This is a genomic window from Flavobacterium sp. H122 (assembly GCF_004959765.1).
Taxonomy (GTDB): domain Bacteria; phylum Bacteroidota; class Bacteroidia; order Flavobacteriales; family Flavobacteriaceae; genus Flavobacterium.
Genome location: NZ_SJZD01000002.1, coordinates 98,324 through 113,319, shown reverse-complemented (window position 1 = coordinate 113,319; position 14,996 = coordinate 98,324). Strand labels below are relative to the sequence as shown.

15 protein-coding genes are annotated in these 14,996 nt (G+C 35.7%); 3 read left to right on the top strand and 12 right to left on the bottom strand.

Translation table 11 applies throughout. The features are described from left to right. Positions 1 to 25: 25 nt before the first annotated feature. A complete protein-coding gene (locus EZM65_RS04035) occupies positions 26 to 1,021 on the top strand; it encodes an NAD(P)H-dependent glycerol-3-phosphate dehydrogenase (protein ID WP_136667258.1) in 996 nt (331 codons plus the stop codon). A 100-nt stretch (positions 1,022 to 1,121) separates the two neighbouring features. Here EZM65_RS04035 and EZM65_RS04030 read toward each other — a convergent pair whose 3' ends face one another. From EZM65_RS04030 to EZM65_RS04020, 3 genes are all read right to left on the bottom strand, one after another. Next, the gene (locus EZM65_RS04030) at positions 1,122 to 1,529 is read right to left on the bottom strand and encodes a hypothetical protein (RefSeq protein ID WP_136667257.1); all 408 of its coding nucleotides are present in this window, start codon (positions 1,527 to 1,529) and stop codon (positions 1,122 to 1,124) included. Between the two features lie 59 nt (positions 1,530 to 1,588). Next, a complete protein-coding gene (gene pheS / locus EZM65_RS04025; RefSeq protein WP_136667256.1) occupies positions 1,589 to 2,608 on the bottom strand; it encodes a phenylalanine--tRNA ligase subunit alpha in 1,020 nt (339 codons plus the stop codon). A 106-nt stretch (positions 2,609 to 2,714) separates the two neighbouring features. Further along, positions 2,715 to 3,071: a hypothetical protein gene (locus EZM65_RS04020; RefSeq protein ID WP_136667255.1), complete on the bottom strand. Its 357-nt coding sequence runs from the start codon at positions 3,069 to 3,071 to the stop codon at positions 2,715 to 2,717. A 168-nt stretch (positions 3,072 to 3,239) separates the two neighbouring features. Between EZM65_RS04020 and EZM65_RS04015 the strand changes: the two genes are divergently transcribed. After that, positions 3,240 to 3,800, top strand: a complete 561-nt coding sequence (locus EZM65_RS04015; protein ID WP_136667254.1) for a CvpA family protein — start codon at positions 3,240 to 3,242, stop codon at positions 3,798 to 3,800. A 47-nt stretch (positions 3,801 to 3,847) separates the two neighbouring features. On the opposite strand, the gene EZM65_RS04010 is transcribed toward EZM65_RS04015, so the two are convergent. The 8 genes from EZM65_RS04010 to EZM65_RS03975 all read right to left on the bottom strand — a co-directional run bounded on the left by EZM65_RS04010 (position 3,848) and on the right by EZM65_RS03975 (position 13,093). Next, on the bottom strand, positions 3,848 to 4,591 hold the full coding sequence (locus EZM65_RS04010) for a tetratricopeptide repeat protein (RefSeq protein WP_136667253.1): 744 nt from the start codon (positions 4,589 to 4,591) through the stop codon (positions 3,848 to 3,850). 206 nt (positions 4,592 to 4,797) lie between these two features. After that, complete coding sequence (locus tag EZM65_RS04005) at positions 4,798 to 6,573, bottom strand: BatD family protein (protein WP_136667252.1); 1,776 nt, start codon at positions 6,571 to 6,573, stop codon at positions 4,798 to 4,800. Between the two features lie 15 nt (positions 6,574 to 6,588). Beyond that, positions 6,589 to 7,323 (bottom strand): tetratricopeptide repeat protein, encoded by a 735-nt coding sequence (locus EZM65_RS04000; RefSeq protein WP_136667251.1) that lies wholly within the window; start codon positions 7,321 to 7,323, stop codon positions 6,589 to 6,591. A gap of 59 nt (positions 7,324 to 7,382) precedes the next feature. Then, entirely contained in the window at positions 7,383 to 8,420 is a 1,038-nt protein-coding gene (locus EZM65_RS03995; RefSeq protein WP_136667250.1) for a VWA domain-containing protein, read from the bottom strand. A gap of 42 nt (positions 8,421 to 8,462) precedes the next feature. Next, on the bottom strand, positions 8,463 to 9,464 hold the full coding sequence (locus EZM65_RS03990; protein ID WP_136667249.1) for a VWA domain-containing protein: 1,002 nt from the start codon (positions 9,462 to 9,464) through the stop codon (positions 8,463 to 8,465). Then, positions 9,464 to 11,050 carry a BatD family protein gene (locus EZM65_RS03985; RefSeq protein ID WP_136667248.1) on the bottom strand — a complete coding sequence of 529 codons (1,587 nt, stop codon included), beginning with the start codon at positions 11,048 to 11,050 and terminating at the stop codon, positions 9,464 to 9,466. The genes EZM65_RS03990 and EZM65_RS03985 overlap by 1 nt, the downstream gene beginning before the upstream one ends. 98 nt (positions 11,051 to 11,148) lie before the next feature. Continuing rightward, positions 11,149 to 12,015 (bottom strand): DUF58 domain-containing protein, encoded by an 867-nt coding sequence (locus EZM65_RS03980; RefSeq protein ID WP_136667247.1) that lies wholly within the window; start codon positions 12,013 to 12,015, stop codon positions 11,149 to 11,151. 73 nt (positions 12,016 to 12,088) lie between these two features. Further along, positions 12,089 to 13,093 (bottom strand): MoxR family ATPase, encoded by a 1,005-nt coding sequence (locus tag EZM65_RS03975; protein WP_136667246.1) that lies wholly within the window; start codon positions 13,091 to 13,093, stop codon positions 12,089 to 12,091. 174 nt (positions 13,094 to 13,267) lie between these two features. On the opposite strand from EZM65_RS03975, the gene EZM65_RS03970 reads away from it, so the two are divergent. Continuing rightward, entirely contained in the window at positions 13,268 to 14,137 is an 870-nt protein-coding gene (locus EZM65_RS03970) for an aldo/keto reductase family oxidoreductase (RefSeq protein ID WP_136667245.1), read from the top strand. Between the two features lie 60 nt (positions 14,138 to 14,197). Here EZM65_RS03970 and EZM65_RS03965 read toward each other — a convergent pair whose 3' ends face one another. Continuing rightward, a complete protein-coding gene (locus EZM65_RS03965; protein ID WP_169051632.1) occupies positions 14,198 to 14,992 on the bottom strand; it encodes a DUF4382 domain-containing protein in 795 nt (264 codons plus the stop codon). Between the last annotated feature and the right edge of the window lie 4 nt (positions 14,993 to 14,996).

Below are 14,996 nucleotides of genomic sequence, written 5' to 3'. Positions count from 1 at the left end.
AAAGAAGAGGGTTAAATATTTTACTATGAGTACACAACCAAAATTTGCCGTTATAGGAGGAGGTAGCTGGGCTACTGCGATTGTAAAAATGTTATGCGAGAATGTTGACCAGATTTCATGGTACATGCGCAGCGTTTATGCCATAGAACATTTAAAACTCCACAAACACAACCCAAATTATTTAAGTTCAGTTGCTTTTGATATAAAAAAACTGAATTTAACCAATGACATAAATGAAGCCGTAAAAGATGCCGATTATGTCATTTTTGCCATCCCTTCGGCCTTTTTAAACAACGAACTGGAAAAAATGACCGAAAGCCTTCAGGGTAAAACAATTTTTTCTGCCATTAAAGGAATTGTTCCTGAAAGCAGCTTGATTGTAGGGGAGCATTTTCATAAAAATTACGATATTCCTTATGAGAATATCGGTGTGATTACAGGTCCGTGTCATGCTGAAGAGGTTGCACTGGAACGCCTTTCTTATCTAACCATTGCTTGTGGCGATAAGGTAAAAGCAAAAATAATGGCAAGCAACCTAAACAGCTACTACATTAAAACCAAAACTACTGATGATATTGTTGGTACTGAATATGCAGCCGTATTAAAGAATATTTATTCCATTGCCGCAGGTATTGCCCACGGTTTAGGCTATGGTGATAATTTTCAGGCTGTTCTGATGAGTAACGGTATCCGTGAGATGAAACGTTTTATCAAGAAAGTCCACAAGATGAAGCGAAACATCAACAATTCTGCGTATTTAGGTGACTTATTGGTTACGGGTTATTCTGTATTTTCACGTAACAGAATGTTTGGAAACATGATTGGGAAAGGTTACACTGTAAAATCGGCACAGATGGAAATGAGTATGGTTGCCGAAGGATATTATGCTACTAAAAGCGCCTGGAATTTAAATCAGGAATACAAAGCCAAAGCCCCTATACTGGATGCTGTTTATCAGGTTTTATACGAAGGCAAAGAAGCGAAACAGGTATTTAAAAAATTGACTGAGAAGTTGGATTAAAAGACAGTATTCAGTGTTCAGTTTTTAGTATTCAGCATCTCAAATTACTAAATTAAGACTAATCACTCTTCACTGAATACTTTCTACTGATTACCGAACACTATTTAACCACTACCCCATTTTTCCAAATGTGAGGAACTTCTTCAGTGGCGCGTTCGTTGATAGTATTTTTACGGAAGATGAATTTTTTATCATACAATGTATTTCCTATGAAATAGGTCACCATAAATTCATTGTTAAGCTCTAAAACACTGTTTTCTATCATTTCCACCTTTACAGCGGATACTGTGGGTACTTTCATAAAAGCATGACGCAATAAAGAAGTCTTGCGCATTTCTCCGTCTATGGTTCCAAAAGCTTTCGACACCACCATCACACTATCAAGATCAAAGTCGGAATCATTTACCAAATAAACATACCATACTTTATCCATAAAATCATCACTCCATTCCTGAACAGCGGCCAGAAATACATTTTCAACTTTTGGGACTACAATATCTTTTTTCATATTTAAAAAACAAACCCGACAGGTTTTAAAAACCTGTCGGGTTTACTATTTTACTATTATTATATACTCGATTTAAACTGCTCCAAGAAACGCACATCGTTTTCGTAAAACATTCGGATATCACCAATTTGGTACAACAACATTGCAATACGCTCAATACCCATACCAAACGCAAATCCGTTGTATTCTTCAGGATTGATATCACAATTCTTAAGTACATTAGGGTCTACCATACCGCAACCCATAATTTCCAGCCAACCGGTTCCTTTAGTGATACGGTAATCGATTTCGTTTTTCAATCCCCAGTAAATATCCACCTCGGCACTTGGCTCTGTAAATGGAAAATACGACGGGCGTAGACGGATTTTTGACTTCCCGAACATTTCTTTAGTGAAATATAAAAGCGTTTGTTTTAAATCGGCAAAAGAAACATCTTTATCAATGTATAAACCTTCTACCTGATGAAAAATACAGTGTGAACGTGAAGATACCGCTTCATTACGGAATACACGTCCCGGAGAAATAGTACGGATAGGCGGCTGATGACTTTCCATATAACGCACCTGTACTGATGATGTATGCGTTCGCAGTAAAATATCAGGATTCGTCTGAATGAAGAAAGTATCCTGCATATCACGTGCCGGATGGTATTCAGGTAAATTTAAAGCCGTGAAATTATGCCAGTCATCCTCAATTTCCGGACCTTCAGACACATTGAAACCTACATTGGAAAAAATATCAATGATTTGATTTTTCACCAAAGATATAGGATGACGTGAGCCCAATTTAATTGGTTCTGCCGGACGGGTTAAATCGCCGTAAATACCTTTTACTTCTTCTTTACTCTCAAGTTCTTCCTGAATCGCTTTTACTTTCTCTTCAGCAATATTTTTAAGCGTATTGATTATTTGACCAAATTCTTTCTTTTGATCGTTAGGCACATTTTTAAATTCGGCAAAAATATCCTTCACTAAACCCTTGCTACCAAGGAATTTAATACGGAATTCTTCCAGCTTTTCTTTATTTTGAGCGTTAAACGCCTGAGCTTCGGCTATGTATTCTTTTATTTTATCTATCATCGGTCTTCCTTTGAAAGGTGCAAATTTAATTCTTTTTAGTGATTAGTGAATAGTAAAAAGTGAATAGTTTAGTTTGTTTGACCAATTACATATCACTATTTTCTCATTACTCAATAACGCCTTTTTCAACAAAATAGTTCACAATAGCCTCTTTCATCAGTACGGATTGTTCGCCGGCTTTAAGTGGAGGCAATTCTTCTTTTGTCTTGTAATGTGGCCAGCCTTCGGCATCAAAATAGTCAAATTCATAGTAACCATAGGGTTCTAACAGACGGCAAATGGCAATATGCATCAAATTGATTTTCTCGTCTTTTTTAAAAGATCTGCTGAATTTTCCTAATTCCTGTACCCCTATTAAATAAATAACGGCATCAAGATCGAGTTCATCTCCATCAGCAAATTTATCAGAAAGGAACTTTACAACCTGTTCCCAACGGTTTTTTAATTGTATATCTCTACTCATTGTGTTTTAAAAAATTGATAATAGAAGAATAGAAAATAGAATCTTCTCTTTGTGCAAATATAAGATTAATAAACCATCTGTCTATTATAGTACATCTATCATCCAGCCGTCTTTGTTCTATTCTCTTCTACACTCGATTATTTTATTATATTTGAAAAAAAGAGACAAATGGGTTTTATAGATATTATCATTGGGGCATTATTGGTATTTGGATTTTACAAAGGATTTAAAAATGGTTTATTTGTTGAATTAGCTTCTTTAGTCGCATTTTTTGTCGGCATCTTTATTGCAATCAAATTTTCGTATATAGTCAGCGAAGCATTAGAAAAAAATGTATCCTGGTCACCTAAAACCACACAGGTTTTTGCTTTTATAATCACGCTGGGCATTGTAATAGTTGTTATTCATTTACTTGCAAAAGTTCTTTCGGGTATTGCAAGTTTCGCTTTTTTAGGCTGGGCAAATACGTTAGCAGGAGGTGTTTTTGGAGCGCTTAAAACCGCATTAATAGTTGGAGTTATTTTAAATCTTTTCCAAAAGGTTAATATCAACGATATGCTTATCAGCAAAGAAACGCAGGAGAGTTCATTATTTTTCAATCCATGTATGAAAACTTCTGAAACATTGTTACCTGTCTTAGGCGATTGGTTTACCGATTTGAAAGAGAAAACTCAAGAATGGGAAACCAAAAACGAAAATAACGAGATCGCAAAGGATAGTATTCAGTAAGCAGTCTCAGTTATCAGTATTCAAAAGTGAAACAGAAAATCCTGACTTTACTTAATCACCTTCACCGCGCTCTTCTCAATCCAGCCTTCTTTTAAGTCGGCCAATTGAATTTTGTGGAAGTTATCCAAGTCTTCAAGTACAATCAATTTTGTTCCTGCATGTAAAGTAAAGGCTTTTTGAGATGCAGGATTAGGTTCGCTTTTTACCGAAACAGTATCGGCAAAAACTATGGCTGGTCTTTCATTTTCTATTCTATTTTGCTCATAAAAACCTGAAAAAATACTCACCACAATCAACAGCAAAAAAACAACCATACCGGTAAAGAAGACTCTTTTAATGACAGTAGCGTATGAAAAATAATACACTGCAAAACTCACCAAAAACAAACTTGCCAGAATAATGGCAATCCATGCCCATGTATCATAATGAAAACCGGAAGAGAAGTCGGATATGATTTTTGAAAAACCAACTTCAGGCACTTCCTGAATTTCATCGATTGTCATTTTTTTTGCAAATGCCAGATTATTTTGAATTTCAGTATCGTTAGGATTTAGTAACAATGCTTTTTCAAAATTGTAAACAGCGGGTGCTACTTTATTCAGTTTATAATAACAATTTCCCAGATTAAAATACACTTCCGCCGATTCCTGTCCTGAATTTAAAATACTTTCATACTGGTTTATTGCTGCTTTATAATTTCCATTTTGGTAGAAATCATTACCTTTTTCAAAGGGAGTCTGTGCCCAAAAAACATGGGTAATAAGCAGAAATATGTATAGTAATTTTTTCATTTTTATCTTTTTTTAACCGCAAAGAACACAAAGGTTTCGCAAGGAACGCAATGATATTTAATTCATTTGTCTGACTTGGCATTTACTTAGTGAAACAATAACTTTCTTAATCACAAAGAACACAAAGGTTCGCAAGGAACGCAATGTTATTTAATAATATCTTTGTGAAACTCTGTGCTCACTTTGTGAAACTTCGTGAAACAACATTACGTTATTTGTTTTTCCAAATCAGAAATTATACTAACCGCCAAGTTGTAATCGTTTTGAATACTTGTACTTGTTGAAGGCGCATAACGTGCAAATTCACAGCTTTCCACCAAAGCAATAAACTGAGTAATCGTTTCTTCATCAGCATTTTTAACGGCTAACAATTCTTTGATTTTATCTTTACTCATCTCAGAAGTTTCGATATTCAATTTAGCTTTTAAGAAATTATGCAAGGCTCTTTCCAAAGCGATATAAAAAGGCTCTTTATTGGCCAATTGCTTTTGTGCTTCCGACAAATATTTTTTAGCCAGTTTATTCGATAACTTAATTCTGTTGCCGGTCACATCAGCATCTCTTTCTTCTTTTTTACGACGGAAAGCAACAATTGCAGGAATTACTAAGAAAGGCGCCATCAGCAATCCGTAAAACAATCCTGAACCCAGAAAATCAGATTTACTTTGTGATTGCAAACTGGTTTTCGTTTTAATAAATCCAAAGGTTGTACTGGCAGTGACTTTAGTCTTATTAGTTGCATTTTCTGTTGTTGCTAAAGCATCCCCTTCATCAACAAACAAAGTAATCTCTTTTGACGTGATTGTTTTATAGGTTTTGCTATCCAGATCAAAATAAGAGAAAGTCATAGGTTTGATTGGGTACTTCCCTTTACTTTGAGGAACTATAGTATATGTATCAGATATATTCCCCACCATCCCTGTAAGTGGTGTCTGTACAACTTCCTGATGTTGCGGATCATACATTTCCAACGAAGCAGGAACTTCCGGCTTAGGCAAAGTAAATAATTTTAAATTTCCTTTACCGGAAACAATTACTTTTAAGTCGATAGATTCACCTTCACGCACACTTGTTTTTGTTGGTACGACTTTGAAATCAAAATCTCCGACTGCACCACTGAAATCAGTTGGTTTTCCAGCTTCTGGAAGTGGTTTTACATTAATTACTTTTGAACCGGCCGAAACTTTTTTATGCCCCATAGTCATTATAGGACGCCCAAAGAAATCTTCTTCTCCCGAAGGCACTTCCACTTCTACATCAAGTGTTAATGGCTCAATCACCAATTGTCCTGATTTTTGCGGATATAAAACAGTTTTACGCAACACGGCATAACGGTAAATCTCACCTTTAAATTTACCCTGCTGCACCTGAAGCTGTTTGATATCTATATTCTGACTCCAGAAATTGTTGTATTTAGGATTTTGTACTTCCTGCCAGCCGCCTACACCTGTACTTTGGCTTACATAGATTTTATAAACAACAGTAATAGGTTCATTCAAATATGGGTTTGAATTAGAAATTTCGGCTACCAAGTGCACTCCGTCTTTTCCAGAAGCCATTGAAGGTGGCGCCTGTTGTTGCTGCTGGTAATAAGGATCGTAAGGGTCACGCTCTTCAGCAACTGGATTGCCTATCGTTACCTTAACCGCATTGGCCTTATAGATTTGGCCGTTAATTTCTATGGTAGCTCCTTTAATTACGAAGGTTCCTTTTTTTAAAGGCTGAAGAAAATAAGAGTAGGTTTTTTCAAACGATTTACGTCCGTTAACCCAGGAATAACTTACTGATTGGTTTGGACCTCCTACAATTCGAAAACCTTCAAAAGACGGAGGATTAAAGTTATCCCCATCATCATTCATTGCAAAATCTATACGCAGGCGTTCGTTTATACCCAAATTGTTTTTGCTCACACTAGCGACAAACTGTACCTGCGCTGTAAGTTTAGTACAAAAAATTAAAAGTATAAAAAGTAGTTTCTTCATTTTCTATCAATCATTTTACCAGTCTTTTCCTTCCTGTTTAGGAGCTCCTTTCACTTTTCTGGCGTTTACTCTGTCTTGAATTTTCTTTTCTTCGTTATTTACCGCATCCAATAAATTCTGCATTCTGTCTTTAGGCACATTATTAGGCTGTGGTTGCGGGTTATTTTGATTTTGATCCTGTTTATTATTAGGCTTATCTTCCTTATTCTTGTTTTTATCGTTTTGATCTTTGTTTTTATCCTGATTTTGATCCTGTTTCGGTTTTTTCTCAGGACTATCCCCTTTTTTATCTTTCTTTTTATCGTCGTTTTTTGAGGGCGGATTATCCTTAAGCATCTTCTTGGCCAAAGCATAATTGTACCTTGACTCATCATCTGAAGGATTATTCCGTAGCGCATTTTTATAAGCTTCAACCGCTTTGTCGTATGCTTTTTCCTTCATGTAAGCATTCCCTAAATTATGATACGCGTAATGCTTTTCATTTTTTGTTTTAGCGGTTTCAACTGCCTTTGTATAAGCAAATTTAGCTTCTGCCGCTTGGTTTTGCTTATAAACAGCATTTCCTAAATTATACGCTGCTACCGCTTTTTTAGGGTTATCACTTTTGGATATTCTAAAATTTGCCTCCGCCTCAGCATATTCTTTCTTCTCAAATTTTGCATTTCCATCCGGTAAGGCAAAGTCTTTTTTCTGTTGCGCAAAAATACTAACAGAAATTAATAAAATGATATGTAAAATTATTCTTTTCATTTTTTGTTTAACCGCAAAGAACACAAAGTTTTCGCAGAGCCCGCTAAGAGCCATATTTTTTATTTCTTTTCGTTAAATAAATTCAGTTTTTGTACCCATTTTGTTTTTCTCTCCAATAAGAAAACATCCAACAGAAACAAGAAAAATGCAATCCCTAAAAACCATTGAAACTGTGATTGGAAATTTGCCATCTCCGTCGCTTCAAATTCGGTTTTTTGAATATTATTAAGAGATTTTCGCATAAAATCTACCACTTGTTTTGTGTTGGCTCCGTTGATGTAACCTCCTTTAGCGTTTTTAGCTATAGCTTCAAGTGCTTGTGGCTGTAACTTAGTAATGACCGTTTTACCCGTTTCTTTGTCTTTATGATATTCTACAGCATTTCCATTACGAATAGGAATAGGACCGCCATTGGTTGTTCCTACTCCAATTGTAATAATCTTGATTCCTTTTTTTCTTGCCTGAGCCGCTGCATCCTGTGCACGTTCTGAATGATCCTCACCATCAGTAACCATTACCAACAACTTGCTGGTATTGCCACTCCCTTCAAAATATTTTTCAGTCAGCTGAATTGCCTCATCCAGATTACTCCCTTGCGATGAGATCATCCCGGGATTCATTCCCTGAAGGAACATTTTTGCCGCATTGTAATCAGTTGTAATAGGCAAAACCGGGAAAGCACTGCCTGAATACGCAATAATACCGATACGGTCACTCCCTAAACCATTGATTATTTGCGAAACCAACTGTTTGCTTTTTTCCAATCGGCTGGGTGCAATATCTTCACAAAGCATACTTTTGGAAATATCAATAGCAAAAACAATATCAATTCCCTCGCGTTTTACTTTTTCTACTTTAGTTCCGATTTTTGGATTTACCAAACCTAAAATCAGCATGGCTAAACCAAAAAGCACTATAATAAACTTCAAAGCCGGTTTGAAATTTGACTTTTCCGGGCTTAATTTCTCAACTAATTCCAAATCACCAAACTCCTGCTGTTTTTTCCTTTTCCAAAGTTGGTTCCAAAGAAAAAGCCCAACCAAAAGTGGTATTAGGATAAATAAATACAAATATTTTGACTCGTCTAATTCGTACATCTCTTTTTAAATTTCAATTGCAATTATCAATAACAATTTCAATTATATAAAACTTCTAAAAATTGTTTTCCGCAAAACTAATTCAAGCAACAGCAACAAACCTGCCAACCAAACGAACGGGCGGTATTTCTCATCATAATTAACAAACTTTAACTCATCGACTTTGGTCTTTTCCAATTTGTTGATTTCGCTGTATATTTTTTCCAATCCAGAATTGTTTGTTGCTCTGAAATATTTCCCTCCGGTTTTTTGGGCAATTTTTTTCATTAATTTTTCATCGATCTGCACCGGCATCATTTTGAACAGAAATCCTCCATTAGGTGCGATAGCATATGGGAATAAAGCATTCCCGTTTGTTCCTATTCCAATAGTATAAACTTTAATTCCTAAATCGGCTGCAATTTCAGCTGATGTCTGCGGATCTAAAAACCCTGAATTGTTCACCCCATCAGTCATTAAGATTATAACCTTACTTTTTGCCTTACTGTCTTTTAATCTGTTTACAGCCGTGGCTAATCCCATCCCGATTCCGGTTCCGTCCTGCAGAACATTATCGTATCTAATCTCTTCTATGGCTTGTAAAACAACAGCTTTATCGCTGGTAACAGGTGTTTTTGTATAGGCTTCAGCGGCATAGACCACAATTCCTATACGATCATTTACACGTTCCTTCACAAAACTTGCCGCCACTTCTTTTAAAGCTTCCATTCGGTTAGGCTTTAAGTCTTTTGCCAGCATACTACCGGAAACATCAGATGCAATAACAATATCAATCCCTAAAGTACTATTGGTTTTATTACTGACATCAACTGAACGCGGACGTGCCATAGCGACAATCAATGCACTTAAAGCAATTAAACGAAGCGCATACAAAGCTGGTTTTAATTTTGGCAGTAACGGAACTGTTCCTTTAAAACCTTTTAAAGAACTCATCTTAAGTGTTGGTTTTTCTTTTTTCTGCATAAAGAAATACCAGACAATTACTAATGGAAGCACTAAAAACAGCCAAAAAAACTCAGGATTTAAAAATGTTACATTTTTCATTAAGGCGCTTTTTTAAGTTCGACAGACTGCAACATTCTTTCTGCTATTTTTTGTCCATTTTCATCACCTTCCTTAAAAGCAATCATAATTTGCTGTAAACCTCCTTCTTGACTGAACAATAATGTTTGGTACACCATTGTCTCACCTTTCATACTTAAAGTTCCATAGCCTTTAACTCCTTTCAGACCTTCTTTTGTAGCAAAATCATCCTGCTTCACAATTACATTTTCACACCCCTGACTTTGAAGTGTTTGAATCATACCGTTTAAAGCCTGATTCAAATCGACGTTCGTTTTTTGCTTGAACTCTGTTGAAGAAACTGCTATATAAAATTTTTGCAGCAGACTTCCATAAGCAAAAAGCTGTGAATCCTTAATTAATGCTACGGCATCTTTTGGAGTCGCTTTTGAAACATTTGTACGGGTAAGCACTTCAGGAGTTTCTAAAATTATTGCAGGATTTCCATACTCCGATTTTATCCAGTTGGCTTTGACCAATTCCTTAGTCGAAGGACCAGTAAAGCCGTTTTGTACAAAATCAATTCCTTTTGTAATGATCACAAAAATCAGAACCGCCAACACTGCAAATCCAGCTACACCAGCTATTGATTTTATACGTTGCATACGTTCCTGCTTTTTACGGATCTCCTCCTGCTCCTTTAACCATTTAACGCTGGTTTCGTCAACTACTACCGGAATAGATTTGTGAATGTTAATAATACTGGATTCTATTTTCTTTCTGTCTGCTTCAATTTCATAATCAAGTGGCTTAGACTGTGCAAACTTAACCAAATCAGCTTGTTTCAATACTTTTTCCAAGCTTTCCACTGTTTCTTTTGAAAGTTTCAATTTTCTCTTTTGGGCAGCCTGACGCAGACCTACAATCAATTCGGAAGTTGTGCTCTCTTTTGCCGGAATCTCGATAGCTTCTTCTATATAATCTCTGGCTATATCCGTCATTTCTGAATAGTAGGCCTTTATCTCTCCTTTTTCCAGCAACTGTTTTTTTTCGAGCTGCTGTAACAAACCTGTTGCTTTTTCAATTGGTGTACTGTAAACAGGTTCTAAGATTTTTTGATTTTGGTTCTTTTTCCAAAGATAATAGCCTAAGTATACCAATCCAGCCAATACTAAACCTCCCAAAAGATATTTCCACCAATCCCCCACTGGTCTTTCAGCTTCAATGATAGGTTTAATATCATACATTTTCTGTTTTAAAGTATCAACTTTCACATTAAATACCTCAACTTTTATACTATCGGAATAATAAGACTTATTATTAATCAGCACAGGCATTTTAGGTATTACGAACTTTCCTGTATCAAATTGGGTTAAACCGTATTTTTTAATTAATTCAAATTTTGATTCTTCTTTTACAGTATCAATCGGATAAGACTCGATTACTTCTAAAGTTCCAAAGGTTTTATCTTTAGGGAAAACTACATTTGTCTTGGCTTTAGATTTAACTCTCAGCGTTAAGGTGAATTGGGCACCTACTTTGTTTTTATTGGTATCGACTTTAGTTTCCAAGGTTTGTGCAAAACCGATGGAAGAAAGTAGAAGTATTATGTAAAGTTTAAATTTCATTTATTTAATTTTTCAACCGCAAAGTATACAACGATTTTTCGCAAAGTTTGCAAAGCTTTGTGTCCTTTGCAAATTTCTTTGCGGACTTTGCGTTTAAATTATCTTGATTTAAAATAGCCTAATAATTTAGTCACATAACTCTCATCAACACGTGTATTTACACAACCAGCACCACATTTGGAAAAAACATCCTTGAAATAGCTTACTTTTTCCTGATAATAGTTTTCATACTGTAAACGAACATTTTTTGAACCTGTATTTATCCATTGTGCAGCTCCGGTTTCAGCATCCTGCATTGCAACAAGTCCGATATCAGGCATTTTTTCTTCACGAATATCATAAACACGCACACCAGTGATATCGTGTTTTTTACTGGCAATTTTTAATGTCTTTTCGTAATCATCATCAGTGATAAAATCGGAAATCATGAACACAATTGCTTTCTTTTTTTGAGTTCCGGACAAAAACTGCAAAGCCTGACCAATATTGGTTTTTTTGCTTTTTGGTTCAAACTCTATCAATTCACGGATGATGCGTAACACATGTGATTTTCCTTTTTTAGGAGGAATATACAATTCGATTTGATCAGAAAATAAAATCAATCCAATCTTATCATTATTTTGAGTAGCTGAAAATGCCAAGGTCGCGGCAATTTCGGTTACGATTTCACTTTTTAACTGTTTTTTTGTCCCAAAACTTTCCGAACCTGAAATATCCACCATCAACATCATGGTCAATTCACGTTCTTCTTCAAAAACCTTAATATAAGGCTCGTTGTAACGTGCTGTAACATTCCAGTCAATTGCACGAACATCATCACCGTACTGGTATTGTCGGACTTCCGAGAAAGTCATCCCACGTCCTTTAAACGACGTATGATATTCCCCCGAAAAGATATGATCGCTCAATCTACGGGTTTTGATTTCTATTTTACGGACTTTTTTGAGTAAATCTTTGGTTTCCATTTTATAAAGGCAATAAGCAATAGGCAATAGGCATTAGCTCAGCTATGGCTAATGGCTTTTGACTAACTACTCTCTATGGTACTTCAATTTCGTTAACAATTTTATTGATAATGTCAACAGAAGTAACATTTTCAGCTTCGGCTTCATACGTAATTCCAATACGGTGACGCAATACATCATGAACCACAGCACGAACGTCTTCCGGAATTACATAGCCGCGACGCTTGATAAAAGCATAACATTTAGCTGCAATGGCTAAATTGATACTTCCACGTGGTGATGCACCAAAACTGATTAATGGTTTTAAAGATTCCAATTTATATTTTTCCGGATAACGGGTCGCGAAAATAATATCCAGGATGTATTTTTCAATTTTTTCATCCATGTACACCTCACGAACAGCTTCCTGTGCACGAAGGATTTGTTCTATAGAAACCACTTGGTTTACTTTTTCGAAACCTCCATTCAAATTTTGACGGATAACCAAACGCTCGTCTTCCATTTTTGGATAATCAATAACCGTTTTTAACATAAAACGGTCAACTTGTGCCTCAGGTAAAGGATACGTTCCTTCCTGTTCCACTGGATTTTGTGTTGCCAATACCAGAAAAGGTCTGTCTAACTTAAACGTATTTTCACCAATAGTAACTTGTTTTTCCTGCATGGCTTCCAACAAAGCCGATTGTACTTTTGCAGGAGCACGGTTAATCTCATCTGCAAGTACGAAGTTTGCAAAAACAGGTCCTTTTTTAATTGTGAATTGGTTATCCTTTATGTTATATATCATTGTCCCTACAACATCGGCAGGAAGTAAGTCCGGTGTAAACTGAATACGGCTGAAAGAACCATGCACCGCTTGTGAGAGTGTATTTATGGCCAGCGTTTTTGCTAATCCGGGAACGCCTTCAAGCAAGATATGTCCTTGTCCTAAAAGTCCTATCAGCAATCGCTCCACCATATGCTTTTGACCCACAATGACTTTGTTTATCTCCATTGTAAGCAGGTCTATAAATGCACTTTCTCTTTCAATTTTTTCGTTAATGGCTCTAATATCAAGAGTGGTTGTGTTTTCTTCCATTATTCATTTTTTTAAGGTCGTGAAATTAACATCTTAAATTATATCATGCAAATTGAAAATTAAAAAGCTTTTATGCTGTTAACAATCAGTTAAATGTTAATTTATTTATACGCTTTTAAGAGTAGTTTATGAATCTCTTTTAGTAATTTTAAGAACTCTTAAAAAATAATTGAATTGAAACCGAATCTTTCGCGCATTATTGCCGGCACCATGACTTGGGGGAAATGGGGTAAAAACCTCAACACCAATCAAATGATTTCTTTATTGGAAACCTGCATAGAAAATGGTATAACTACTTTTGATCATGCTGATATCTATGGCGGACATACGACTGAAGGAGAGTTTGGAAAAGCTTTTAAAGAGAGCGGTATTGAAAGGCATGATATACAGCTTATCACAAAATGTGGTATAAAATACATTTCTGATAAAAGAAATTATACAATAAAGCATTACGATTACACGCAGGAACATATTATTTGGAGTGTAGAAAATTCATTAAAAAATCTCCAGACAGATTTCATAGATGTTTTGTTACTGCACAGGCCAAGCCCGTTAATGCAGGCTGATGAAATAGCCGAAACCATTGACAAACTAAGAAATCAGGGAAAAATCAGGAGTTTTGGTGTGTCGAATTTTACACCTTCACAAACAGAATTAATCCAGCAAAAAATTAAAATTGATTATAACCAAATTCAGTTTTCTGTCACTCATCATGAAGCAATGACCAATGGCGAGTTAGATTTTATGCAACTGCACTCTATTACCCCTATGGCTTGGAATCCTCTTGGGGTAGTTTTTAGAGAAGATATTCCGCAAACACAAAGAATAAAAAATATTTTAAATCAATTAGCAGGGAAATACAATACAAACCCTGACACTTCGCTATTAGCCTGGATATTACAGCATCCTTCAACAGTTTATCCTGTTATAGGCACAACAGATTCACAAAGAATTAAAAACAGTACTGATGCTTTATCTGTAAAACTAGAACTTGAAGATTGGTTTGCCATTTGGACAGAAAGTATGGGTAATAAAGTACCATAAAATAAAAAACGCTGGTCGTGTGAGAGAGTACCAGCGTTTTTAAACTAACTAAAATTTAAATTATTCAAGATTAATACTTCCTAAATCAGTTATCTGACCATTAGTTACTATAACGTTTTCAACCGTTTTTACTGCTAAACCAGAAGCCGCATCAGGCGTTAACGTAACCGTATAAGTTCCTGATGGAACACCATTCAACTGAAAAACACCCTGCTCATTTGTATAAGCCGAAATTGTAGTATCACCAAGAGGAATTGAAACTAATGTCTGCACATTAGCCGGAGAAACAGTTCCTTTGATAGCACCTGAATTTACTTGTGCAGAAACTCTCAAAACAGGGTTAAGATTAAATTTACCTGAACCACCTGCTTCAACAACAATTGATTTTTCAACATCAAAATCAATTAAAAAATCATACGTAAAATCCGGTTGTAAAGTAGTGTTCACTAATAACTTTAAACCTGACTGCTGTCCGCTTGGAGTTGTCAAATCATGAGTAACACCATCTTTTACCACAGTATTATTGGTACCTAACACTAATCTTATCTGACCTAGTTTACCTGAAGGGACATTATTTTCAGCCAACAATGCTGTTACACCTCCTGTTAAATCCAACAAGTTATAAACTGCCGGAGTTACGTTTCCTAAACTAACCCATCCCTGTTCATCAGGGTTTGTACTGCTTTTAATTAAAACATCTACAACTTCAACGTTTACTTCATCATAATCACCCGGCGCATCAGTTAACCGTACAGACACACGTGATTGATCGCTGTCTTTATCAGAACAAGCAGTAAATACTGTAGCCAAAACTAAAACCATTAGGCTAATCCATTTGAAATTAAGTTTTTTCATAATC

Excerpts from the sequence above, each read along its gene's own strand:
- EZM65_RS04035 (WP_136667258.1), top strand. The coding sequence starts at position 26 with ATGAGTACACAACCAAAATTTGCCGTTATAGGAGGAGGTAGCTGGGCT.
- EZM65_RS04030 (WP_136667257.1), bottom strand. The coding sequence starts at position 1,529 with ATGAAAAAAGATATTGTAGTCCCAAAAGTTGAAAATGTATTTCTGGCC.
- pheS (WP_136667256.1), bottom strand. The coding sequence starts at position 2,608 with ATGATAGATAAAATAAAAGAATACATAGCCGAAGCTCAGGCGTTTAAC.
- EZM65_RS04020 (WP_136667255.1), bottom strand. The coding sequence starts at position 3,071 with ATGAGTAGAGATATACAATTAAAAAACCGTTGGGAACAGGTTGTAAAG.
- EZM65_RS04015 (WP_136667254.1), top strand. The coding sequence starts at position 3,240 with ATGGGTTTTATAGATATTATCATTGGGGCATTATTGGTATTTGGATTT.
- EZM65_RS04010 (WP_136667253.1), bottom strand. The coding sequence starts at position 4,591 with ATGAAAAAATTACTATACATATTTCTGCTTATTACCCATGTTTTTTGG.
- EZM65_RS04005 (WP_136667252.1), bottom strand. The coding sequence starts at position 6,573 with ATGAAGAAACTACTTTTTATACTTTTAATTTTTTGTACTAAACTTACA.
- EZM65_RS04000 (WP_136667251.1), bottom strand. The coding sequence starts at position 7,323 with ATGAAAAGAATAATTTTACATATCATTTTATTAATTTCTGTTAGTATT.
- EZM65_RS03995 (WP_136667250.1), bottom strand. The coding sequence starts at position 8,420 with ATGTACGAATTAGACGAGTCAAAATATTTGTATTTATTTATCCTAATA.
- EZM65_RS03990 (WP_136667249.1), bottom strand. The coding sequence starts at position 9,464 with ATGAAAAATGTAACATTTTTAAATCCTGAGTTTTTTTGGCTGTTTTTA.
- EZM65_RS03985 (WP_136667248.1), bottom strand. The coding sequence starts at position 11,050 with ATGAAATTTAAACTTTACATAATACTTCTACTTTCTTCCATCGGTTTT.
- EZM65_RS03980 (WP_136667247.1), bottom strand. The coding sequence starts at position 12,015 with ATGGAAACCAAAGATTTACTCAAAAAAGTCCGTAAAATAGAAATCAAA.
- EZM65_RS03975 (WP_136667246.1), bottom strand. The coding sequence starts at position 13,093 with ATGGAAGAAAACACAACCACTCTTGATATTAGAGCCATTAACGAAAAA.
- EZM65_RS03965 (WP_169051632.1), bottom strand. The coding sequence starts at position 14,992 with ATGAAAAAACTTAATTTCAAATGGATTAGCCTAATGGTTTTAGTTTTG.